The 22,122-nt window shown below is 40.5% G+C and carries 19 protein-coding genes; 7 read left to right on the top strand and 12 right to left on the bottom strand.

Annotated features, from left to right (window positions below):
* Positions 1 to 34 precede the first annotated feature (34 nt).
* From AB6M99_RS02460 to AB6M99_RS02410, 11 genes are all read right to left on the bottom strand, one after another.
* Positions 35 to 973, bottom strand: a complete 939-nt coding sequence (locus AB6M99_RS02460; RefSeq protein WP_369351250.1) for a TIGR01212 family radical SAM protein — start codon at positions 971 to 973, stop codon at positions 35 to 37.
* A gap of 69 nt (positions 974 to 1,042) precedes the next feature.
* Positions 1,043 to 1,231 carry a hypothetical protein gene (locus tag AB6M99_RS02455; RefSeq protein WP_121835924.1) on the bottom strand — a complete coding sequence of 63 codons (189 nt, stop codon included), beginning with the start codon at positions 1,229 to 1,231 and terminating at the stop codon, positions 1,043 to 1,045.
* A 27-nt stretch (positions 1,232 to 1,258) separates the two neighbouring features.
* The gene (locus AB6M99_RS02450) at positions 1,259 to 2,212 is read right to left on the bottom strand and encodes a competence protein CoiA (RefSeq protein WP_121835925.1); all 954 of its coding nucleotides are present in this window, start codon (positions 2,210 to 2,212) and stop codon (positions 1,259 to 1,261) included.
* A 58-nt stretch (positions 2,213 to 2,270) separates the two neighbouring features.
* The gene (rbfA, locus tag AB6M99_RS02445) at positions 2,271 to 2,621 is read right to left on the bottom strand and encodes a 30S ribosome-binding factor RbfA (protein ID WP_161978674.1); all 351 of its coding nucleotides are present in this window, start codon (positions 2,619 to 2,621) and stop codon (positions 2,271 to 2,273) included.
* A gap of 248 nt (positions 2,622 to 2,869) precedes the next feature.
* Complete coding sequence (infB, locus tag AB6M99_RS02440) at positions 2,870 to 5,674, bottom strand: translation initiation factor IF-2 (protein WP_369351062.1); 2,805 nt, start codon at positions 5,672 to 5,674, stop codon at positions 2,870 to 2,872.
* Positions 5,675 to 5,692: 18 nt separating this feature from the next.
* Entirely contained in the window at positions 5,693 to 5,995 is a 303-nt protein-coding gene (locus AB6M99_RS02435; RefSeq protein WP_121835928.1) for a YlxQ-related RNA-binding protein, read from the bottom strand.
* 23 nt (positions 5,996 to 6,018) lie between these two features.
* Complete coding sequence (gene rnpM / locus AB6M99_RS02430; protein WP_121835929.1) at positions 6,019 to 6,315, bottom strand: RNase P modulator RnpM; 297 nt, start codon at positions 6,313 to 6,315, stop codon at positions 6,019 to 6,021.
* A 73-nt stretch (positions 6,316 to 6,388) separates the two neighbouring features.
* Entirely contained in the window at positions 6,389 to 7,582 is a 1,194-nt protein-coding gene (nusA, locus tag AB6M99_RS02425) for a transcription termination factor NusA (protein ID WP_121835930.1), read from the bottom strand.
* 460 nt (positions 7,583 to 8,042) lie between these two features.
* Entirely contained in the window at positions 8,043 to 8,528 is a 486-nt protein-coding gene (gene rimP / locus AB6M99_RS02420) for a ribosome maturation factor RimP (protein ID WP_121835931.1), read from the bottom strand.
* A 130-nt stretch (positions 8,529 to 8,658) separates the two neighbouring features.
* Entirely contained in the window at positions 8,659 to 9,540 is an 882-nt protein-coding gene (gene scrK, locus AB6M99_RS02415; protein WP_121835952.1) for a fructokinase ScrK, read from the bottom strand.
* A gap of 104 nt (positions 9,541 to 9,644) precedes the next feature.
* Positions 9,645 to 11,579 (bottom strand): sucrose-specific PTS transporter subunit IIBC, encoded by a 1,935-nt coding sequence (locus AB6M99_RS02410; protein WP_121835932.1) that lies wholly within the window; start codon positions 11,577 to 11,579, stop codon positions 9,645 to 9,647.
* A gap of 319 nt (positions 11,580 to 11,898) precedes the next feature.
* Between AB6M99_RS02410 and AB6M99_RS02405 the strand changes: the two genes are divergently transcribed.
* From AB6M99_RS02405 to AB6M99_RS02380, 6 genes are all read left to right on the top strand, one after another.
* A complete protein-coding gene (locus AB6M99_RS02405) occupies positions 11,899 to 13,332 on the top strand; it encodes a sucrose-6-phosphate hydrolase (RefSeq protein ID WP_121835933.1) in 1,434 nt (477 codons plus the stop codon).
* A gap of 3 nt (positions 13,333 to 13,335) precedes the next feature.
* Positions 13,336 to 14,298, top strand: a complete 963-nt coding sequence (locus AB6M99_RS02400; protein WP_121835934.1) for a LacI family DNA-binding transcriptional regulator — start codon at positions 13,336 to 13,338, stop codon at positions 14,296 to 14,298.
* A 67-nt stretch (positions 14,299 to 14,365) separates the two neighbouring features.
* A complete protein-coding gene (gene pbp3 / locus AB6M99_RS02395) occupies positions 14,366 to 15,619 on the top strand; it encodes a D-alanyl-D-alanine carboxypeptidase PBP3 (protein WP_369351061.1) in 1,254 nt (417 codons plus the stop codon).
* 15 nt (positions 15,620 to 15,634) lie between these two features.
* Positions 15,635 to 16,510 carry an RluA family pseudouridine synthase gene (locus AB6M99_RS02390; protein ID WP_369351060.1) on the top strand — a complete coding sequence of 292 codons (876 nt, stop codon included), beginning with the start codon at positions 15,635 to 15,637 and terminating at the stop codon, positions 16,508 to 16,510.
* A 251-nt stretch (positions 16,511 to 16,761) separates the two neighbouring features.
* Positions 16,762 to 17,100: a YSIRK-type signal peptide-containing protein gene (locus tag AB6M99_RS02385; protein ID WP_369351059.1), complete on the top strand. Its 339-nt coding sequence runs from the start codon at positions 16,762 to 16,764 to the stop codon at positions 17,098 to 17,100.
* Positions 17,045 to 19,402, top strand: a complete 2,358-nt coding sequence (locus AB6M99_RS02380) for a serum opacification factor (RefSeq protein ID WP_369351249.1) — start codon at positions 17,045 to 17,047, stop codon at positions 19,400 to 19,402. The genes AB6M99_RS02385 and AB6M99_RS02380 overlap by 56 nt, the downstream gene beginning before the upstream one ends.
* Before the next feature lie 234 nt (positions 19,403 to 19,636).
* On the opposite strand, the gene ulaG is transcribed toward AB6M99_RS02380, so the two are convergent.
* Positions 19,637 to 20,728 carry an L-ascorbate 6-phosphate lactonase gene (gene ulaG / locus AB6M99_RS02375; RefSeq protein ID WP_121835938.1) on the bottom strand — a complete coding sequence of 364 codons (1,092 nt, stop codon included), beginning with the start codon at positions 20,726 to 20,728 and terminating at the stop codon, positions 19,637 to 19,639.
* Between the two features lie 248 nt (positions 20,729 to 20,976).
* Here ulaG and AB6M99_RS02370 point away from each other — a divergent pair, with 248 nt between their 5' ends.
* On the top strand, positions 20,977 to 21,837 hold the full coding sequence (locus AB6M99_RS02370) for a 5'-nucleotidase, lipoprotein e(P4) family (RefSeq protein ID WP_121835939.1): 861 nt from the start codon (positions 20,977 to 20,979) through the stop codon (positions 21,835 to 21,837).
* Positions 21,838 to 22,122: the final 285 nt, after the last annotated feature.

The raw sequence follows: 22,122 nt of genomic DNA, 5'->3' as shown, positions 1-22,122 counted from the left end.
ACAAGGTGAAACTGCTACCGTAGTTTTTTATTTCCTACCTCAAAATGTCCACTGGACATTTTGAACCCTGCCAGCTTCCTCGTCTTTCCATTTCTTTATCAATGGCATTGAGGACTTCCCATTTATTGAGGCTCCACATGGGGCCGATGAGCATGTCGCGTGGGGCATCGCCTGTGATACGATGAATAACCATGTCTTTCGGAATGATTTCTAGTTGATCACAGATGATATTGACGTACTCTTCCTGACTGAGAAGCTGCAGGCGCCCTTCATGGTAATCCCGTTGCATGCGGGTATTGGTCATGAGGTGCAAAAGATGGAGTTTGATACCATGAATATCGTTATCTGTTACACAGCGGCGCACATTTTCCACCATCATCTCATGGGTTTCCCCTGGAAGTCCGTTAATCAAGTGAGAGACGATTTCAATTTTTGGCGCTTGCTGGCGAATGCGTTTGACCGTCTCCACATAAAGCTCGTAGCTATGCGCTCGGTTAATCAACTCTGATGTAGCTTCATAGGTCGTCTGTAAACCCAACTCCACCGTCACATGCATACGTTCAGACAATTCTGCTAGATAGGCAATCGTTTCGTCTGGTAAACAGTCTGGTCGAGTACCGATATTGACCCCAACGACACCTGGCTCATTGATCGCCTGCTCGTAGCGTTCACGAATCACCTCTACCTTGTCGTGCGTATTGGTATAATTTTGGAAATAAACCAAATACTTTTTCACATCTGGCCACTTGCGGTGCATAAAATCAATCTCATGGTAAAATTGCTCACGGATTGGCGCATTGGGTGCCACAATGGCATCACCAGATCCTGAAACCGTACAAAAGGTACAGCCACCATGAGATACCGTCCCATCACGATTAGGACAGTCAAATCCTGCATCAATGGGGAGTTTAAAGATTTTTTCACCAAATAATTCTCTATAATAGTCATTGACAGTTCTATAACGTTTTTTCATGTTTCCTATTTTACCACAAATCACAACAAAAAAGTGCCGACTACTCGACACCTCTTAGATTTTGCTCTGCTATTTTTCAACCTTAAGCCAATCGTGGTAATGTTCCAGCAAGTTGACAGCCATTTGTGTAGCCAAAGCAACTGAAAAGGCTTCTGTACCCTCAAATTCCTCAGGCGCCACTTCAAGTTTACTTTCCTCATAAATAGCCTTGAGACTTTCGACAGACAAGGTTTCTTTAAATGCTTCAAATGATTTCATAGCTTGTCTCCTTTTTCTTTTATTGTATCACTTTATCTTGTTTTTGCAAGCGTTATCATAAAACACAGGCGGATATAAGATTTGACATTCCCTATCCTTCTGTTTTTGATAATACTGGAAAAAGGCGGAGCTAAATTGAGATAAATCGCTCCTTATCTGGCAAAATCCTTCTTTAGATTCAATCGGCCTAATTTGAGGAAAAAAATCATCAATTGACTGCGCAAGCAAATTGCCACCACAAGCATAAATCTCCGCTTGACGGGATAGCCATCTGGGATTTCGTGCCATCAACCCTCGTTGAATCACTGATAAAATTTGTTGATTTTGCCGTTTTTCATAGTAAGATAAACATTGTCGCTTATAGGGCAAACGTAAAAAATCTAAAATATCTTGTTCAAAGGAACAGGATTTCTCTAAATAAGATAAATGACCTTCTAAGTCCTCATATATCAAATACTTCAATCTGATGCAACGTTTTTTTAGGTCCAATTCCCAATAATGAAAGCCCATATTTTGACTGAAATACAGAAACTGTTTTTGCAAGCGAGACATTTTCTTGCCTAACCACAATTTTTCTCCCAATAGCCATAAGACCTGATAGCCCGCTTGATGGTAATTGTTTGTGCGTTCACGTAATCGTGCTTCTGATAAACGAGAACACTGCACTTCAAGCGCCAGCTTTTCTCCGACAAAAAGATCCGCAATCTGCCCTAAATCAGGTAAAATTTTTTCAACTTGAACAACTGCATGTTTTGATAAATTGGCAAAAAGCTCAGCCTTCAAGGTCAAATGTTCATCTGATTCGTTTTCTTGAAAAAATGCACAGGACTTTAGGTTAATATGGGCAAAGTGCGGTCGCATCACTTTACCATTTTTCAACCGAACAGATTGGTGACAAGCTGGGCAGAAAAATTCTTGTCGTTGTGGAACATCCTCTAATAAATTCACCAAATCTCCTTGACCATTTTGTGCAATTAGCATAAGCACCTCCTATCTGATTATTCGAAAAAACAACCACCTTTCTAGGCGGTTGTTCACATTAATCACGATTTTCTAGTGCACGAAGCATCTGGTCAATCTTATTTCCATACTCAATTGAATTATCTTTTTCAAAAATGAGGTCAGGAATTTTATACATGGTCAAGTTTTTACCAAGTTCACGCTTGATTGTGCCTGTGGCTTTTTCAAGACCAGTCTGCGCTTTTTGATTATCAGAAGCAAGTGTTGAATGAATGGTGTAGTACACCTTTGCTGCTGATAAGTCACCAAGCATTTGGACATCTGTGATGGTAACATCTTGAACACGAGGGTCACGAACCTTGAGACGCAAGATTTCATTGACTTCACGCTTGATTTCCATACCAACACGGTCAATACGGTGATTTGCCATTTGATTTTCCTTTCTGATAAGTATAGTCGAATGAATTAGCTTTAAGACAAGGAACTGAGAAGCAGACAGTACTTGAGTACGGCAAGTCGAAAGTAATGATGTATTAAAGTTAATTCAAATGACTATATTATTTTGAAAAAACTAGGCTATAAACCTAGCTTTTGTCTTTAGTGAATTAGCTTAGATGAGATATTGTGGAAAGGTAGGTCTAAAGCCTAGCTTTCCAACTAAACTATCTATGCTCCTCTCTATTTACGCTTAATCTCTTCCATGATGTAAGCTTCGATAGTATCATCCACTTGAAGGTCATTATAGTTTTCAATCATAAGACCACCTTCACGGCCGTTACCAACTTCTTTGACATCATCTTTATAGTGTTTCAAGCTAGCAAGTTTACCGTCATAGATAACCACACGGTCACGGATAACACGGACATTTGAGTCGCGCGTAATTTTACCTGAGATAACCATGAATCCACCGATAGTGCCAACTTTAGACACTTTGAAGGTTTCACGGATAAGAGCTTCACCAATAATTTTTTCTTCAAATTCTGGGTCAAGCATTCCTTTCATCGCGTCTTCGATTTCTTCGATAACTTTATAGATGATACTGTGTAGACGAATTTCAACATCATCGGCGTCAGCTTGAGCACGCGCTTGTGGTGTAGGGCGAACGTTAAATCCGATAACAACGGCATTTGAAGCTTCTGCAAGGGTCACATCTGACTCACTGATAGCACCTACCGCTGAGTGAACCACGTTAACTTTAACACCTTCAACATCAATCTTAAGAAGTGATGCGGCAAGCGCCTCTACAGAACCTTGTACGTCCGCTTTGATAATGACATTAACAGTCTTAACTTCACCAGCTTTAAGGGTATCAAAGAGGTTTTCAAGGCTAACACGTTGTGTGGCTTGACGTTGTTTGAGAAGGGCACGTTTCGCACGTTCTTCTCCAGCTGCACGCGCAGCTTTTTCATCTTCGTAAACCGCAAAGTGATCACCAGCCATAGGCGCTTCGTTCAAACCAGTAATTGAGACTGGCATTGATGGCTCAGCTGTTTTCACACGACGACCAAGGTCATTGGTCATGGCACGGACACGTCCGAAAGTATTACCCACAACGATTGGGTCTTGAACATTCAAGGTACCTTGTTGAACAAGGAGAGTTGCTACTGCACCTTTTCCTTTATCAAGACGAGCCTCGATAACAGTACCAATGGCACGAACTGTTGGGTCCGCTTTGAGCTCCTGAAGTTCTGCCACAAGAAGAACTGTTTCTAGCAATTCATCAATGTTTTGACCGAATTTCGCTGAGATTTCAACAAATTCTGAATCCCCGCCCCATGCTGTAGACATGATACCGTGCTCTGCCAATTCACCAATAACACGCTCAGGGTTTGCACCTGGTTTATCAATCTTGTTGATGGCAACGATGATTGGAACACCAGCAGCTTTAGAGTGGTTAATCGCTTCGATAGTCTGAGGCATAACACCATCGTCTGCCGCTACAATAAGGATGGTAATATCCGTTACTGAGGCACCACGCGCACGCATTGATGTAAAGGCCGCGTGACCTGGTGTATCAAGGAAGGTGATTTTCTTACCGTTGGCTTCGATTTGGTAGGCACCAATATGCTGAGTGATACCACCTGCTTCACCTGTTGCGACACGTGAGTTACGAAGGGTATCAAGGAGGGTTGTTTTACCGTGGTCAACGTGACCCATAATCGTTACGACTGGTGCACGCTCAATCATTTCTTCTGGGTTTAGGTAACCATCTTCTGCGAAGAAACGTTCGATGTCGGCATTGTCCACTTCAACCTTAGCCTTAGCTTCGATACCATAATCCACCATAAGGAGTTCGATAGTATCTCCATCAAGGGATTGGTTTTGAGTCGCCATAACACCCATCATAAAGAGTTTCTTAACGATTTCTGCAGGCTCACGTTTGATACGTTTTGCAATTTCTGCGACAGTCATGCCTTCAGTATATTCAAATTCTTTTGGCAATTCATGGAATTTACGCTCTGTTACAGGAGCTGGTGCTTGATTGCCTCTACGTTTGTTTTTCTTATTGTTATTCCAGTTGCTATTACGCTGATTTCTCACTTGGTTTTGGTTCCAGTTTTTCTTATTTTTTGCTTGTTTTGGTCCGTCTTCATTTTCATTAGAGAAGTCTCTTGATTTCTCTAGACGGGCTTTTTTACGACGAGTATCGACAGTTGTTTTTTCCGTAGAAACTGCTGGCGCTACTTTAGGAGCAGATGGCACCACTTCTTTTGCTTTCTTAGCAGCTTCCTTGGCTTTTGCTTCTGCCTCTGCTTGCGCCTTCAATTTTTCTTGACGAGCTTGTGCTTGAGCAGCTTCTGCCTTACGTTTTGCTTCTTCCTGCTCACGGAAACGCGCTTCACTTTCACGTGAATACTCTGCGTTTTGTTCAGCTTTCAAGGCTGCTGCACGTGCTTTAAAATCAATACGTGGTGCAGTTTGAGCAGGGCGATTTTGCTGACGATTACCATTGCGGTTATCGCGACGATCATTACGCGTGTTAGGCTGATTTTCATTGCGATGACGGTTTTGGTTGTCATTGCGGCGATCATTTTGGCGATTGCCGTTTTGGTTTGTTCCGCCTTGATTATGGTTTGGCTTGCGGTTGTCATTTCGGTTGTCACGACGATCATTCTGATGTTTATCGCGATTACCACCATTTTGACGGCGCTCTGCCTGTTCTTTGGCTTTTGCTTCACGCTCAGCCTTGAAATTCCTAATCTGGGGACGAACAGGGGTTGCTTTAGGAGTAGACTTCACATCCTCAGCTTTTGCTGGTTCTGCTTTTTCAGGTTTTACTTCCGCTATTTTCTCAACTTTTTGAGGTTGAGGTTTAGCAGCTCCGCTATTTCCAAAAGCCTCTGTAATACGCTTAGCTCCTGCTTCATCAACACTTGAGGCATGGGTTTTGACATCTAACCCAAGTTCAAGAGCCTTTGCGACCACTTCCTTACTCGTTTTACCAATTTCTTTGGCGATTTCATTTAAACGTTTCTTAGACAAATCTTGTCCTCCTATTCTTTAGTCCATAAGAGTCCTCATTTTCTTTGTAAATCCAGCGTCAACCACACAGACAACCTTGCGAGGTTTGCCTAGGGCCATACTTAATTCCAGCGCGTCAAACGCTGTGGAGACTTCTATTTTGTAAAATGTACTTTTATCTGTGATTTTTTTGGTCAAATTGGCTGCCGCATCATTGGCAAGAAAGACTAATTTGGCTTCTTGGTGCTGAATAGCTTTTATCACTAATTCCTCACCTGAAATAATCTTCCCTGCACGTTGGGCAAGTCCCAGCAAATTTGACAATTTTTCTTTGTTAGTCATACGTTTCCCGATTACTTGCTCTGCTATTCTAATCCTAACTCACGACGTTTAACCTTGTGGTCAACGTAAGCGATGAGTTCATCGTAGAAACTTTCTGGAACATCCATTGAAAAAGAGCGATTGAAAACCATTTTTTTCTTAGCTTGCGCTGCTTCTTCATTGTCCAGTTTAATGTAGGCTCCACGACCATTTGCCTTACCTGTCGGGTCGATAAAAACATCACCCTCTTTGGTCTTGACAATGCGGAGAAGATCACGCTTATCAATAATTTCACCTGAAACAACTGACTTGCGCAATGGGATTTTACGTGTTTTAGCCATCTTAAGATACCAAGTCCGTCTGTGATTCTAACCGATTGCTCACTTTTGACGGATTTCTTCCTTTCTGACTGAATTATGCCTCTTCTGTTGTGTCAACTTCTTCTGAAACAATTGTATCTGCTACGTTTTCTTCAACAGTTTCTACTGCCTCAGTAGCACCAGCTTCCTCTTCCCACTTAGCCATAATTTCTTCATACTCAGAAGCAGACTTGATGTCAATGCGGAAACCTGTTAGATGTGCAGCAAGGCGCACGTTTTGACCACGGCGTCCAATTGCAAGAGAAAGTTTACTATCTGGCACGACCACAGTTGCACGCTTGGCATCCTCTGGATCAAAGATAACGTAATCAACCTCAGCAGGGGCAATCGCATTATAGATAAAGTCTGCTGGGTCTTCTTGCCACTCAATCACATCAATATTTTCTTCAACCGGTACAGATAGACCTGTTTTAGCATCGACACGCATTGGGTGGAAATGGCTGATAACTTTTTTGATATTCGCACCGCCACGACCAACGATGGTACCAATAGCATCAACGTTTGGATTGTGGCTACGCACAGCAACCTTCGTACGGTCACCAGCTTCACGAGACACACTCATGATTTCAACAGTGCCATCAAACACCTCGGGAATTTCACGTTCCATAATACGTTTGATAAACTCTGGATGACTACGACTAACGAAAACATTAACACCTTTAGGGTTATTTTCAACTTTATAGACGTAAACATCAATCATGTCATGAGATTTCCATGTTTCACCAGGAATTTGGTCTTGGTGAGAAAGCTGAGCTTCTAAGCTACCAAGGTTCACATAAATGAAACGTTGGTCAAAACGCTCAACCGTACCAGTCATGATTTCACCTTGATGTTGCATGTATTCGTTATACATAATTTCACGAGTCTGTTTACGCATTTTTTCCATGATGGTTTGTTTAGCAGACTGAGCTGCAACACGACCAAACTCTTTGACTGATTCTTCAAAACGAATCTTGTCTCCAAGCTCGTAAGCAGAGCTGATAAGAAGAGCATCTTTCAAACTGATTTCAAGGCGTGAATCAAAAACTTCATCCACAACTTCACGAACAGTGAAGACTTGGAAATCACCTGTTTTTTCATTAAAGTCAACCACACAGCTTTCAGACTGACCGTAGCGGCGTTTGTATGCTGATTTTAGCGACTCAGTAACAGCGTCAATGATATCTTCTTTTTTAATGTGTTTTTCTTCTTCCAAAATCTGGAAGGCTGCTAGCATTTCTTTGCTCATAAATTAAGATACAATGGGCGTTAAGAAATCCGTATGAAAATAGGAAACTGACCGAAAATGCTCGCATCTAGGTCACGTTTATCTTTTTCACTAGGATTTTAGCCCGTGTTCAATTCCTTTCAAGTATAGTAATAGATAAAGGTGAATACGGAAAAACAGAAAACCAATCGACGACGCTTGCGTCTAGGTAACGTTTATCTTTTTGACAACGTCCGTAGCCCATATTCAATTCCTTTCTTAAACTAGGAAGACACAGCCACTTGGGCGTGTGCAATTCCTTTCAATAATAACGACTTAATCTGAAAAAGTAATAACATACTCTACAAACTATTTCACACCGCTTGTAGGGTATGTTCAATTCTTTTCAAAACATGTTAGGGCAATAGAGGCTGGAAATATTCCAACTCTTTATCTTTACTGTGGTAACTGTTTGGTGTTACCAACTGTCGTTGACAATAGACTACAACTTCACAGCAAGCCTAGCTTTCGCTACGCTACTATATGGAATTTCGACTATTTTCCGACGTGTCTTATCCAAATAGTCAATAGTTAATGTCTCGCCATCAAAATTTACTAAATCACCTTGGAAAATCTTGATTTTATCAATAGCCTGATAAAGAGACACATTGACATATTTCCCAATAGCAGCACTCAAGGCTTCCTTAGTTTTCAGTGGTCGCTCCAAACCTGGGCTTGAGACTTCCAACATATATTGTGCAGGAAAGGGATCCGGTTGAATGTTGTCTAACAGCGGACTGATAATCTCTGTCAGCACTGCTGTATCTTCAACTGTAATCCCCTCTGGCTTATCAACTAAAACCGATAAGACATAGTCGCTTCCCATTTTTTCGTATTCAATATCAACTAATTCAAATGGAGGAAGAATAGCTGGCGCTACCACTTCTGTTACCAATTCAACGATATTTGCGATGAGAATCACCTCCAATTTTTAAACATAGACAAAGGGCGTAGTTATCACTCGCCCCTTTCTTGTATATTTTATAATAGTATATCAGACTATTTATTGTATTGCAAGCAAAAAGCTCTAAAAATCACATTTAGCCTTCAATATGCGATTAGCGTTCTGATACTTGTTTAGCCAAAGCAAAGTTTCCAAGCGTTGCTGAACCATTTTCAGGAACAGCTGGTGTCACGATATATTCTGTCACATCTGGCACTGGTAGATAGCCATTTAATAGCGCTGTGAATTTATCACGAACTCGGCGAAGCATGTGTTCTTGCGCCATTACACCACCACCAAAGACAATTACCTGAGGACGGTACAACAAGGTTGCTTGCACCGCAGCTTGAGCAATATAATAAGCTTGTACATCCCAAACGTCTGAATTTTGCTCAATCAATTCTCCACGGATACCTGTGCGCGCTTCAAGTGACGGACCAGCAGCTAAACCTTCTAAACAGCCATTATGGAAAGGACAGACACCATTAAATTCATTGGAAACATCGCGTGGGTGACGGGCAACATAGGTATGTCCTGCTTCTGTGTGACCAAGACCACCGATAAACTCACCATTTTGAATAGCACCTGCACCAATACCCGTTCCAATAGTGTAATAGACTAATGATTTCACGTTCTTACGCACAAGGGCCTCACCATAGGCAGATGAGTTAACATCTGTTGTGAAATAAAATGGGATATTAAATTCTTTTTGGATTAAACCAAGCAAGTCCACATTTGCCCAGTGTTCTTTAGGTGTCGTTGTCACATAGCCGTAAGTTTGTGAATTTTGGTCAATATCAATCGGTCCAAATGAACCAATTGCAATACCAGCTAAACGGTCTTCGTAGCGTTTGAAAAATTCAACTGTTTTTTCAATCGTTTCATAAGGTGTTGTCGTTGGAAATTGTGTTTTTTCAACAACTTGAAAATTCTCATCACCAACTGCACAGACAAATTTTGTTCCGCCCGCTTCAAGGCTACCATATAATTTAGTCATCATTTTTCCTCTTAATATTTAATTTCTTCTATTATAACAAATTCCTACCAAATCACAAAGAAAGGGCTGAGATTTTACTCAGCACCTTCAATTATTCAAATGGATTATTTGACGTTAACAAGAGCTGCGCCAACAGCAACTGTTCCTGTAGCTACAGGAGTCACTTCTGCAAAGTCAGCTGTATTTGTCACGATAATCATCGTTGTGTCATCAAGACCAGCTTCAGCGATTGCAGCACGGTCAAATGTTCCAAGAACATCGCCCGCTTTAACACGTTGCTCAGCTTTAACAGTTTGTTTAAAGCCTTTACCGTCCATAGAGACAGTATCGATACCGATGTGCAGAAGAACTTCTGTACCGTTGTCGGATTTAACACCGTAAGCATGGCCTGTTTCAAAAGCGATTTGAACAACACCATCAACTGGTGAGTAAAGTGTCTCTCCGCTTGGTTTAACGGCGATACCTTTACCCATAGCACCTGATGAGAAGACTGGGTCATTAACATTTTCAAGGGCTACAACTTCACCCTCAAGTGGTGAAACGATTGTTTCTTCCGCCAAGGCAGCTGGAGCAACTGATTCCGCTACTTGAGTTGCCACCGGAGCAACCACTTCAGTTGCTTGAGCTGTTGCTGCTTCGTCTGCAAAAACTGCTGCTGCCTTAGATTTACCATAGGCGAATGTTAACCCAAATGCCACAGCAAATGCAATTAACTCAGCAACAATGTACATTGGAATTGTTGAAGCTTTGATTGAAAGGAATCCGATAAATCCTGCTGCACCAAGTGAAACTGCAATAACGTGTGTTAAACCAGCAAATACCGCACCCGCTGCTGAACCAATAAGAGCGCAGAAGAATGGGAATTTGTATTTCAAGTTAACTCCAAACAAGGCTGGTTCTGTAATTCCCAAGAAAGCAGATACCGCTGCTGAACCTGAAAGACCTTTAGTTTTAGCATTTTTAGTCAAGAAGTAAATCGCTAAAGTTGCCGCACCTTGTGCCACGTTTGCCATTGAGGCTACAACAAAGATGTAGTCACCGAAACCTGTACCATTGTTATTGTATGCTGATAACAGTTGTGTTTCGATTGCTGGGAATGATTGGTGCAAACCAGTCATTACAATAAGAGAATATGTTCCACCAAAGACACCCATTCCTAACGCACCAGTTGTATCATACAACCAAACAATAACATTTGTAATGGCATCAGAAACTGTCATCATAACTGGGCCAATTGCCGCAAATGTCAAGAAACCTGTAATTAACACTGAAAGAAGTGGGGTAAAGGTAAAGTCAACTGCTGATGGCAATTTTTTGTGGAAGAATTTCTCAAGAACTGATAGCAACCAAACTGATACAAGAACTGGAATAACTTGGTAGTAATAGTTTGCTTGGGCAATTTCCCAACCAAACACATTCCAAGTTGCTAATTCAGCTGGATTCGCTGCTGTCATGATCATTCCAAGAGCCGCACCAAGGTACATATTAGCACCAAATCGTTTTGCCGCAGAAATAGCTACAAGAATTGGCAAGAACATGAACGGCGCCGCAGACATGAATTGAATCATTTCTGAAAGACCTTTGATAGCAGGGTACATTTCTTCTAGAGACTGTGGTCCAAATAAATCTGGTGATGTCAAGAAGTTACGCAAAGCCATCAAAAGACCACCAGCAACAAGTGCTGGAATAATTGGAACAAAGATATCTGAAAGAAGTTTAATCAAATCCATCAAAGGATTGAATTTCTTATCTTTATTTGCTATTTCTTTAAGGTCATCTGTTGAAACTTCTTTTAAGCCAGTAGCTTTAATTAATTCTGCATAAACGAAGTTAACGTCACCAGGACCAATGATAATTTGATACTGTCCATTAGTACTAAATGTACCTTTTACATCTGGATTCTCATCAAGCGCAACTTGATTTACTTTAGAATCATCCTTCAATACTAAACGTAAACGAGTCGCGCAGTGAGCTGCTGCAACTAAATTATCTTTACCAACGGCTTCAATGACCTCGGAAGCCACTTTACTATAATCCATAGTAATCTCCTTATTTATTTTTCTGAAAGCGATTAACTTTCTTTTACAGGAAATAGTTTATCATGCTTACGATAATATGTCAATCGTTTTGCAGAAAATTTATTTTTTTTATGTTTTTCGTTGATTTTTCGTGTGAAAACGTTTATCATATCAAGTGACATATTTTGACAGAAAGGAACTATTCAGTTGGATCATATCTAGCTGAATATGGGACTAATTCTCTGAAACAAGCTAAAACTTGCTAGGTACAAGATACCTTCGTTAGTTTTCCGTGTTTCTAAAGAAGTTTCGCAAGCGAAAGGTCCCTTGATATCTTACTATGAATCTACCTACTGAAGTACGTTATCGCCCCTATGCAGACTGGACCGCTGAGGAGAGAGCAACTATCGCTAAAAATGTCGCTAGCTCTCCTTGGCACACGACTTACCACTTGGAACCTAAGACAGGTCTTCTGAATGACCCAAATGGTTTCTCATTCTTTAATGGAAAATTTCAACTTTTCTATCAAAACTGGCCTTTCGGTGCCGCTCACGGATTAAAACAGTGGGTACACACGGAATCAGAAGACCTCGTTCATTTTAATGAAACAGGAGTCGTCCTTCTTCCTGACCACGCGCACGATAGTCACGGTGCCTACTCTGGTTCTGCCTATGAAATTGATGACAAACTGTTCTTATTTTACACTGGAAATGTCCGTGATGAAAATTGGGTTCGTGACCCACTTCAAATCGGTGCCTGGATGGATAAAGAAGGGCAGATTGAAAAATTTGAAAATGTCCTTATCCAACAACCATCTGATGTAACCGAACACTTCCGTGACCCTCAAATTTTTGATTACAAGGGACAGTTTTACGCGATTGTTGGTGCTCAAAGTTTAGAAAAATCTGGTTTTATCAAACTCTATAAAGCAGTTGATAACAATGTTCAAAACTGGGAACTTGTCGGTGACCTTGATTTTGGCGGAACAGGCTCAGAATACATGATTGAGTGTCCAAACCTCGTTTTTGTAGATGGCAAACCGGTACTTCTTTACAGCCCACAAGGCCTTGATAAGTCTGAGCTCGCTTACGATAACATTTACCCAAATACTTATAAAGTTTTTGACCATTTTGACACAGAAGCACCAGCTTTGACAGGAAATGGAACATTAGAAAACCTAGACTATGGCTTTGAGGCCTATGCCACTCAAGGCTTTAACGCTCCAGATGGACGCGCTCTTATCGTTAGCTGGATTGGGTTGCCAGATGTTGATTACCCAACTGACCGCTACGATTACCAGGGAGCTATGAGTTTGGTCAAAGAGCTTTCTATCAAAGATGGCAAACTCTACCAAACACCTGTGGCGGCTATGGAAACTCTCCGTCAAACAACAGAAACCTTGACGAGCAAGTCTGCTACTAACAACATCTACGAACTAGAATTCACCGTTCCCGCAAACACAACTGCTGACCTTATGTTGTTTGCTGATGAGGCTGGAAATGGCTTGCGCTTGACCGTTGATACTGAGAATGGAAAAGTCATTTTAGATCGCTCTGCTTGTGGGAAACAATACGCAACAGACTTTGGAACAAGTCGTGACTGTGACATCGAAACTGCTGAAACCAGCATCCGCCTTTTTGCCGATAAATCAGTCGTGGAAATCTTTGTCAACGGTGGTGAAAAAGTCTTTACCAGCCGTGTCTTCCCAACAGAAAATCAAACTGGTTTGGTCGTTCCTAAAGGCATCACAGGCACGTACTACGAACTGGGGTAGGCTATGGTCGCAAAACTTACTGACGTTGCAGCTTTGGCAGGCGTAAGTCCTACCACCGTTTCACGTGTTATCAATAATAAAGGCTATCTCTCTCAGAAAACCATCGAAAAAGTTCGCGCAGCAATGAAAGAGCTCAATTATCAGCCAAATACACTCGCCAGAAGCCTTCAAGGAAAATCAGCCAAGCTCATTGGATTAATTTTCCCAAGCACTAGCAACATCTTCTACGCTGAACTCATTGAACATCTAGAGCACGAGCTCTTTCAAAAGGGTTACAAAGCTATCATCTGCAACAGCGAAAGTGACCCTGTTAAGGAGCGTGAGTACCTTGAAATGCTTGGTGCACATCAGGTTGACGGTATCATATCATCTAGCCATAATTTGGGAATTGATGATTATGAAAAGGTTGAAGCACCTATCGTTGCCTTTGACCGTAATCTAGCCCCAAATGTCCCTATCGTCTCCTCGGATAACTTTTCTGGCGGAAAAATGGCTGCGCAACTCTTGGAGAAAAACGGCTGCCAAAACATTATCATGATTACCGGAAACGACAATTCAAACTCTCCAACCGGACTGCGTGCGCTAGGGTTTAACTATCCTCGCAAAAATCGCCCCGTCATCAACGTTCCAAGTAATCTATCGACGCTCCGCAGAGAAATGGAAATTCGTTCTATTCTAGCCACCCAAAAACCAGACGGCGTGTTCGCTTCGGACGACTTAACCGCTATTTTGGTGATGAAAATGGCAGAGCAACTAGACCTCTCTCTCTCTACAGACCTAAAAGTCGTTGGCTATGATGGCACACAATTCATTGAAAATTACTTCCCTCAACTCACAACCATCAAACAACCCTTGCAAGAAATCGCTAGCTTAATTGTTGATGTGTTGTTGAAAAAAATTTCTGGGGAACCTACTCAAAAAGATTACATTCTGCCTGTGCAAGTCCTCAGTGGACATATCCTATAACCAAACTGCCTGATAGTAACCATTTCAACAGACTATCAGGTATTTTTATGCTATAATTAACGACGTTATGACCTTATCAAAAAACATCTTTTTAAACGTGATACTCTTTTTGAGCATTCTTGGACTAGGCTTTCTAAAAACCTCGCCAGTCTTTTCAGACGACTTTGATGTTGCTGCTAAACATGCCTTTGCTCTTGAAAGCTCGACAGGAAAAATCTTATACGCTAAGGATTCTAATACCCCAGTAGCCATCGCCTCGACAACCAAATTATTAACCATTTATTTGGTTTATCAAGCCATTGAACAAGGACGGATTCATTGGGATACGCCAGTAGCCATCTCTGATTACGCTTATGAATTAACCTCAAATTGGGAAATCAGTAATGTTCCCATGACAAAACGCTCCTACACGGTCAAGGAACTTGTCGATGCCAGCTTACTAGCCAGTTCAAACAGCGCAGCCATTGCCCTTGCCGAACACCTAGCCGGTAGCGAGCCAGCCTTTGTTGACCTCATTAAGCGCCAATTAGAAACTTGGGGAATTACAGATACCAAACTGGTCAATGCCACTGGACTTAATAACAAGTATTTAGGCGATCACATTTACCCCAATTCCCAAAAAGATGACGAGAACATGATGAGTGCTAAAAGTCTCGCTAAAATAGCTTACCATCTGATTACGGACTACCCTGATGTTTTGACCATTACAAACCAAGCAGGCAGTAATTTTGATGGAAAGCCAATTCAAAATACCAACGCCATGCTGACAGGAATGCCTAGATATCGCAAAGGTGTCGACGGTCTTAAAACGGGCTCAACGGAACGTGCAGGTCACTGCTTTGTTTCTACTGCGACTGTTAATAACATGCGGGTGATTACTGTCATTTTAAATGCTGATAATCCCAAGGACAACCCAAATGCACGATTTGAGGCGACAAATGCCTTACTCAACCATATTGAAGCAACCTTTGAGCCTCTAACTCTTTTTTCTGCTGGAGAAAAAGTAGGAAAAGCACCAGTCAAAGATGGTGAAAAAGAAACAGCTAACGCTATTCTCAAAAATGACTTCACTGTCATCACCACAAAAACGTTGACCAATCCAGCCCCTGCAAAACTCAACTTTACCGCCAACTTAAAAGCTCCTGTAAGAGCTAATCAACACATCGGAGACCTTACTTATCAAGATATAAACCTCATCGACCAAGGCTATCTTGATGCTCCACCATCTCTACCTCTCCTAGCACAAGATACTATCGAAACCAAGTTTATCTTAGAAATTTGGTGGGAAAATCTTGTGAACTACATCAACGAAAAACTCTAACAAATTCACATAACTATGCTAACTATCTATCAAATTAATCTCCCTAGTACCATTGCTCCCTTAACTGTCAAGGAGTTATTAGAAGAACAGTGGCTCGTCCCACGTAAAATCAGGCACTTCTTACGCACCAAAAGACACCTGTTGGTCAATGATGCCCATGTGACTTGGCAAACTACTGTCAAAGCAGGGGATAGGATTACACTCATGTTTGACCCTGACGATTATCCTGAAAAGCAGATTCCCTTTGGAGATAAGCAGTTGGTTGACTGTCTCTATGAGGATGAACACCTCATTATCGTCAATAAGCCCGAAGGCATGAAAACGCACGGCAATGAACCTACAGAAATCGCTCTCCTCAATCATGTCTCCGCCTATGTTGGTTCGACCTGCTATGTGGTGCACCGCTTGGATATGGAAACCAGTGGCGCCGTCCTCTTCGCTAAAAATCCCTTTGTCCTTCCCATCGTCAACCGATTACTTGAAACCAAGCAAATTAACCGACACTATTGGGCATTAGCAGACGGTCTTTTCCAACAAAAACAGGTAACTTATCGCGATAAAATTGGACGTGACCGCCACGACCGAAGAAAACGGATAGTGGATTCCAAAAATGGGCAGACTGCCATCACCCATATCACTCGCTTAAAAACCTTTAACAACGCCACTCTCGTCAATTGCAGACTAGACACTGGACGTACCCACCAAATCCGAGTCCACCACTCCCATCACGGTCATGCTTTAATCGGAGACCCCCTTTACAACTCAAAAGTTGCACCACGGCTCATGCTTCACGCCCACCAACTCAGCTTTACCCATCCCTTCACAAGAGAACAAATTACCGTTAAAGCCAATTCTCAAAGCTTTGAAAAAGGCATCTCCTCACAACAATGACACAAGCACCATTATTGTCTATATACCCAAAAACGACTGTTTTTAGCTCTCATAAAAATGAGAAGCCGATAGAACATTCGTTTTTTATTAGGTTTCACTTTATTTACAGGTGTCTTCTCCGTCTTTTTATAGATTCTTTATGTTATCTTAAGGTTCACTTTATTTTATCTAAATAATTTTGCGGTAAAATTTTTATGGGAAGAAATAGCATCGTGTCCATATCGTCAAGACCTCTTGACGATATGGACACGATGCTTAAACAATCACTGATGCTCCCTAAATTTTATCTTTACATTAAAGGAGAAGATTATTACATGTATAAAGGAAATGTGCCTAAATTTACATTACGTAAATTATCAGTAGGAATTGTCTCTCTAGGTGCTGGAGTGGCATTGATGGGAACGACACTCACTACAACTGTTCATGCGGATGAAGCTACAGCAGGAACAGCTACAACCACATCAACGACAACAGAAGCTGATAGCTCTGAGACAGAACCAAAAACAGAGATCAAGACTGAGTATAAATTGGTCAATGAAAAAAAAAGAGGGCGTTTCAGACATCAAGGAAGAGAAAAAAGTTCAAGATAGCAACATCATCTCTAAGAAAGAAAAAACCGACCTCTTCGATGTGACACGTGAATCTAGCATTGATGAAACTGGTACTCTTACAGTAACAACTACCATCAATCCAAAAGAAATCGATCATGGTGCAGAAGTTATCGTCTTGCTGGACACATCACGTAAAATGGTTCAGGCAGATAGCGGAGAAGCTTTCAAAAAAGCAAAAGAGAAAATTAAAGAGTTGGTCACTACCTTGGTGGGTGAAGGAGCTACTCACGGACAACGTAATTCTGTTCGTATTATTACATTTGACAAACACGCTTCTGAACTTCATAACTTAACTGCCGATAATATTGACAAAACTCTAAATAATATAGATACTGATACTAAATATCGAAATCAGTACGGCGTTGCCCTACAAGAAGCTATCCATAAAGCACGTACAACTTTTGACAGCGAGCGTGAAAAAGCAGAAAAAAATAAAACTATCAAATACAACAAACGCCAGCATATCGTTCTCTTCTCACAAGGAGAAGCAACTTTTAGTTATGATTTAACTGATAAAACAAAAGCCACAAAACAAGATATCAATGAAGATGTCACTTACAGTTATCCAATGTGGCCATTTTATTTTGATACAACAGTATCTAAAGGAAATATTGTTACAGATGCTAAAAAAGCTATCCCATTAGCAAACATTGGAAATAAAACTCTCGGTTTATTTGGTGCTTTCTTAGGTGCTGATAACCCCTTAGATTACCGTACTCTCAAAGAGTTTAAATACGATGGTAAAGATGCAAGCCAATTTGATTACTCTAACAAGATTGGTGAAGGATACAATTATAGAAGCTTTTCTGATATTGATACCAATAGACCCGATGGTGCTTTGGAATTTATAAAGGAAAAAGTCAAAAATGCTGTTTCAAAAGATACCAAAGCCCTTGAAACATTACAATATTATTTCCCATTTGTAAAAACGGCTACAGACGCGACAATTGACGCTGTTTTAGACCGTCTTTTCCATCCAAGAAGTTATATCTTCCATAACCACAATCTAGCAGCTAAGGCAGAAGCTAAATTAGCTCAAAATGCTGATATTAAAGTTTATTCTGTCGATGTTACAACAGATACAAATTTTGAAAAGTTTGATAACTATTTGAAGAGCATGTCTGACAATGAAAATATGCTAGAAATTTCAAAAAACAACACTGAACTAGCAACTAAATTTAGAGATACTCTCAAAAACATTACAATTACAGATACATTAAAAGATATATTAGATATTTCCACATTGGTTAAACCCGATTCTTTAAAATATGAAGATAAAAAAGAATCAAGTTGGTTTGGTACCATTCAAAAATCAATATTGACATGGTCTCTTGACAAAGATGCTATCAAGGAAGCGTTTGAGCAAGGTAAACCTTTAACCGTTACTTACAAGATTAAAGTTAAAACACCTCATAATTCAAAAAGACCAGAGACAGCAATTTCTCCTGAGTTAAAATATACAATTAACGATAAGACAGAGAAAGCATCTTATATCCTTCAAGATATTAAATTCAAACAAGTGGAATCAAAAGTTGACAAAATCGTTGAAACTCACTCTGAGGGCATTGTCGAACTTGATAGCAAACTTGCACCTATTTCAGGTAGCAACGCTGGTTCTATTGATGATCAAGTGGAAATCATTGACGACACTACTACACCTAAAAAACCTGAAAGTGGTGTGGAACCTAAGGATGAAAAACCTCAAACAGATGGCGAAACAACTCCTGAGAACGATTCAACTAACCCTCAAGGTGATGCGAAACCTGAGTTGGATACTCCTGAGAATGATAACAAAGGTAATGGTAATAACTCTGGTAAAGAAACTATGCCTGAAAAACCTGAAACTAAAGAACCTGAGGTTGAAGAAAAACCTGAGTTGGGCACTCCTGAGAAAGATGACCAAGGTAATGACAATAACTCTGGTAAAGAGGCTATGCCTGAAAAACTACCTGAAGCTGAAAAACCTGAAGCTAAAGAGCCTGAGGTTGAAGACAAACCTGAGTTGGATACTCCTGAGAAAGATGACCAAGGTAAAGACAGCAACTCTGGTAAAGATACTATGCCTGAAAAACAACCTGAGGCTGATAAACAACCTAAAGTTGAAAGCAAGCCTGAGACAAAAGCAGCTGCTACAAAACAATCATCAGCTTCACGTGCAAATCAGTCAAGTGCTAACCAAAAGCTTCCATCAACAGGTGATAAAGAGTTAGTTCTTGCTACACTCCTCGGTATCGAATTGATGTTTACAGCTGGACTTTGCGCACGTCGTAAAGAAGACTAATCTTAATTCTCTCACAAGGTGATCATAGAAGAGTTAATAACTCCCTGTCACATGATTTGTGATACCACTAAAGATTAAGCAATGACCTTGTTCCTCATCACAGAGGCAAGGTCATTGCTTATTCGGATAAACTTTGGGGGAGCCTAATGCCTATCCACATCAATAGGACATCACAACTATTTTTCTTAAAACACCAAAAAACCAGCGATTGCTGGTTTTTTCTGATGTATTCAATTATAGCAAGGCTTTGAATTGGATATCTGAATCTTCTAAGAAGTAATCATCAAATCCACGTGGGTGGTGATATTCGATACGGTCTTTATCTAGTGGGTAAGTATACTTACCTCCAACTTCCCAGATAAATGGATGGAATTGGTATTGTAGACGTTCTTTACGCATCTTCCAAAGTTGAAGGATTTCATCTGTCGATGCCATAAAGTTTGACCAAATATCGTAATGAACTGGAATGATAACTTTAGCACCAAGATTTTCAGCCATGCGTAACAGGTCAATAGAAGTCATTTTATCTTGGATACCGATTGGATTGTCTCCATAGTTATTGATGGCAACGTCAATGTTAAAGTCACGGCCGTGTTTCGCAAAATAATTTGAGAAGTGAGAATCAGCACCGTGGTAAATTGTTCCACCTGGTGTTTCAAAGACATAGTTAACAGCTTTTGATGCCATCAAGTCATCCGTAACTGGGAGACCGCGCAAGCTATTGCCATTTTCCTCATATCCTTCGATTGGTAAGGTTACAAGGCAAGTACGGTCAAATGACTCTACTGCTGTCACTTTAATGTCTTTAAAAGCAAAGCTATCACCTGGTTTGACCACTTGGATACGATCTTCAGGAACTCCCCATTTTTTCCAAATCTCAGCGCATCCGCTAGGCCCAACAAATTTGACATGAGATAATTTAGGATTATTAAGGATGGCTGCCGATGTTGAAATGTCCATATGGTCAGAGTGAACATGAGATACCAAATAGTAATCCAATTCATTGATGGCAAATGGGTCGATAACCATTGGTTGAACACGAAGATTTGGTTGTAATTTACGAACTCCTGACATGTTTGCCATTTGGTGACCCCAAATCATGTCTTTGACTTTTTTCGTTGATTTTCCACGGTTTGCCCAAAGGTCCATCACCACATTGGCACCCCCTGGTGTTTTAATCCAAACGCCACAGTTTCCTAACCACCACATGGCAAAATTGCCTTCTGGCACGACTTCTTCTTCAATTTCTTCGTTTAGCCAAGTTCCCCATTCTGGAAACGTTGACAAAATCCAAGATTCACGTGTAATGTCTTGTACCTTAACCATAATATTTTCCTCCTAGCTTACGTCTAAATGTTTATTTACAAGATTAGTATAACTCTGTAAACGCTATCAAAAAAGACCAAGAAATACACAGTCCTGTGTTCATAATTGGGCTGATACCCATTGATTACCAATAAGATTATTTCTAGTAAAAACTTAATGTTCATGAACAAAATAACATAAAGTGTTGATTTTTGATTTCTTTTAAGTTACAATAACATCGAAAACTAATAACCAAGGAGGTTCTCAACATGAGATCTAATAAAAAGACTATCAATCTGCTTTGCTTAAGTCTAGCAGCATTCCTGCTTGTTGGCTGTAATAAAACTTCCAGCCAATCAAGTCAACCAACGAAAAATGAGCCTGAGAAAATCGAAACGGTTCAATACACAGACGAACAATTACGCTCGGCAGAAAACACTCTGTCGGTTGCTTGGTACCAACAATCTGCAGAAGCCAAAGCCTTGTATTTACAGGGGTATCAAGTGGCGACTGAGCGTTTAAAAGGGCTTTTAGGACAACCAACCGAAAAACCTTATTCTATTGTCTTAGATATTGATGAAACCGTCTTAGACAATAGCCCTTATCAAGCCAAAAATGTCTTAGAAGGAACAGCCTTTACACCTGAAAGTTGGGACATTTGGGTACAAAAAAAAGCTGCAAAACCAGTTGCAGGTGCGAAAGATTTTCTTCAATTTGCAGATCAAAATGGTGTTCAAATCTACTACATTTCCGATCGTCAAGAAAGCCAAATTGATGCGACAATGGAAAACCTCGAAAAAGAGGGGCTTCCTGTTCAAGGACGTGACCACTTCCTCTTTTTAGCAGATGGTATGAAATCTAAGGAAAGCCGTCGTCAAAAAGTTCAAGAAACAACAAATCTAGTGATGCTATTTGGTGATAATTTAGTGGATTTTGCCGAATTTTCTAAGTCTTCTAAAGAGGACAGAGAACAACTATTAGACCAATTGCATCTTGAATTTGGTAGCAAATTTATCATCTTTCCAAATCCAATGTACGGCTCTTGGGAAAGTACCATCTATGGTGGTCAAAAACTTGATGCCAAAGGACAGAGAGAAGCACGCTTGAAAGCCTTAGAATCTTTTGAGTAAGCAAACCTTATTGCCTTTAGTAGAAATGATGCGTTTACTTATTATTTAAGAAAAAACTCTATTACACCCTTAATACTCTAAAATGTCACTATCAGAAAGTCCTAGCCTTACTCATTCTAGGACTTTTTCTATGCTTCTATTATACTTAACCAAAATCAAACATTATCGTTTTGATATGTAGCTGCTTTATAAGCCACTGCCTTCTTCAGTCTTATACAACAAAATCCCCATTTCCTCTGATACCAATTTCTGGTTACGTCAGAGAAAAATGAGGATTTCTTTTAA

It is taken from the genome of Streptococcus hillyeri (genome assembly GCF_041081565.1).
Classification (GTDB): domain Bacteria; phylum Bacillota; class Bacilli; order Lactobacillales; family Streptococcaceae; genus Streptococcus; species Streptococcus hillyeri.
Note: the sequence above shows the minus strand (reverse complement) of the source record. Positions and strands in the feature narration are given on the sequence as shown.

Excerpts from the sequence above, each read along its gene's own strand:
- scrK (WP_121835952.1), bottom strand. The coding sequence starts at position 9,540 with ATGACTAAATTATATGGTAGCCTTGAAGCGGGCGGAACAAAATTTGTC.
- rnpM (WP_121835929.1), bottom strand. The coding sequence starts at position 6,315 with ATGGCTAAAACACGTAAAATCCCATTGCGCAAGTCAGTTGTTTCAGGT.
- rbfA (WP_161978674.1), bottom strand. The coding sequence starts at position 2,621 with ATGGCAAATCACCGTATTGACCGTGTTGGTATGGAAATCAAGCGTGAA.
- pbp3 (WP_369351061.1), top strand. The coding sequence starts at position 14,366 with ATGACCTTATCAAAAAACATCTTTTTAAACGTGATACTCTTTTTGAGC.
- AB6M99_RS02405 (WP_121835933.1), top strand. The coding sequence starts at position 11,899 with ATGAATCTACCTACTGAAGTACGTTATCGCCCCTATGCAGACTGGACC.
- AB6M99_RS02370 (WP_121835939.1), top strand. The coding sequence starts at position 20,977 with ATGAGATCTAATAAAAAGACTATCAATCTGCTTTGCTTAAGTCTAGCA.
- AB6M99_RS02460 (WP_369351250.1), bottom strand. The coding sequence starts at position 973 with ATGAAAAAACGTTATAGAACTGTCAATGACTATTATAGAGAATTATTT.
- AB6M99_RS02455 (WP_121835924.1), bottom strand. The coding sequence starts at position 1,231 with ATGAAATCATTTGAAGCATTTAAAGAAACCTTGTCTGTCGAAAGTCTC.
- AB6M99_RS02410 (WP_121835932.1), bottom strand. The coding sequence starts at position 11,579 with ATGGATTATAGTAAAGTGGCTTCCGAGGTCATTGAAGCCGTTGGTAAA.
- AB6M99_RS02390 (WP_369351060.1), top strand. The coding sequence starts at position 15,635 with ATGCTAACTATCTATCAAATTAATCTCCCTAGTACCATTGCTCCCTTA.
- AB6M99_RS02380 (WP_369351249.1), top strand. The coding sequence starts at position 17,045 with ATGAAAAAAAAAGAGGGCGTTTCAGACATCAAGGAAGAGAAAAAAGTT.
- nusA (WP_121835930.1), bottom strand. The coding sequence starts at position 7,582 with ATGAGCAAAGAAATGCTAGCAGCCTTCCAGATTTTGGAAGAAGAAAAA.
- AB6M99_RS02450 (WP_121835925.1), bottom strand. The coding sequence starts at position 2,212 with ATGCTAATTGCACAAAATGGTCAAGGAGATTTGGTGAATTTATTAGAG.
- AB6M99_RS02400 (WP_121835934.1), top strand. The coding sequence starts at position 13,336 with ATGGTCGCAAAACTTACTGACGTTGCAGCTTTGGCAGGCGTAAGTCCT.
- AB6M99_RS02435 (WP_121835928.1), bottom strand. The coding sequence starts at position 5,995 with ATGACTAACAAAGAAAAATTGTCAAATTTGCTGGGACTTGCCCAACGT.
- AB6M99_RS02385 (WP_369351059.1), top strand. The coding sequence starts at position 16,762 with ATGCTTAAACAATCACTGATGCTCCCTAAATTTTATCTTTACATTAAA.
- ulaG (WP_121835938.1), bottom strand. The coding sequence starts at position 20,728 with ATGGTTAAGGTACAAGACATTACACGTGAATCTTGGATTTTGTCAACG.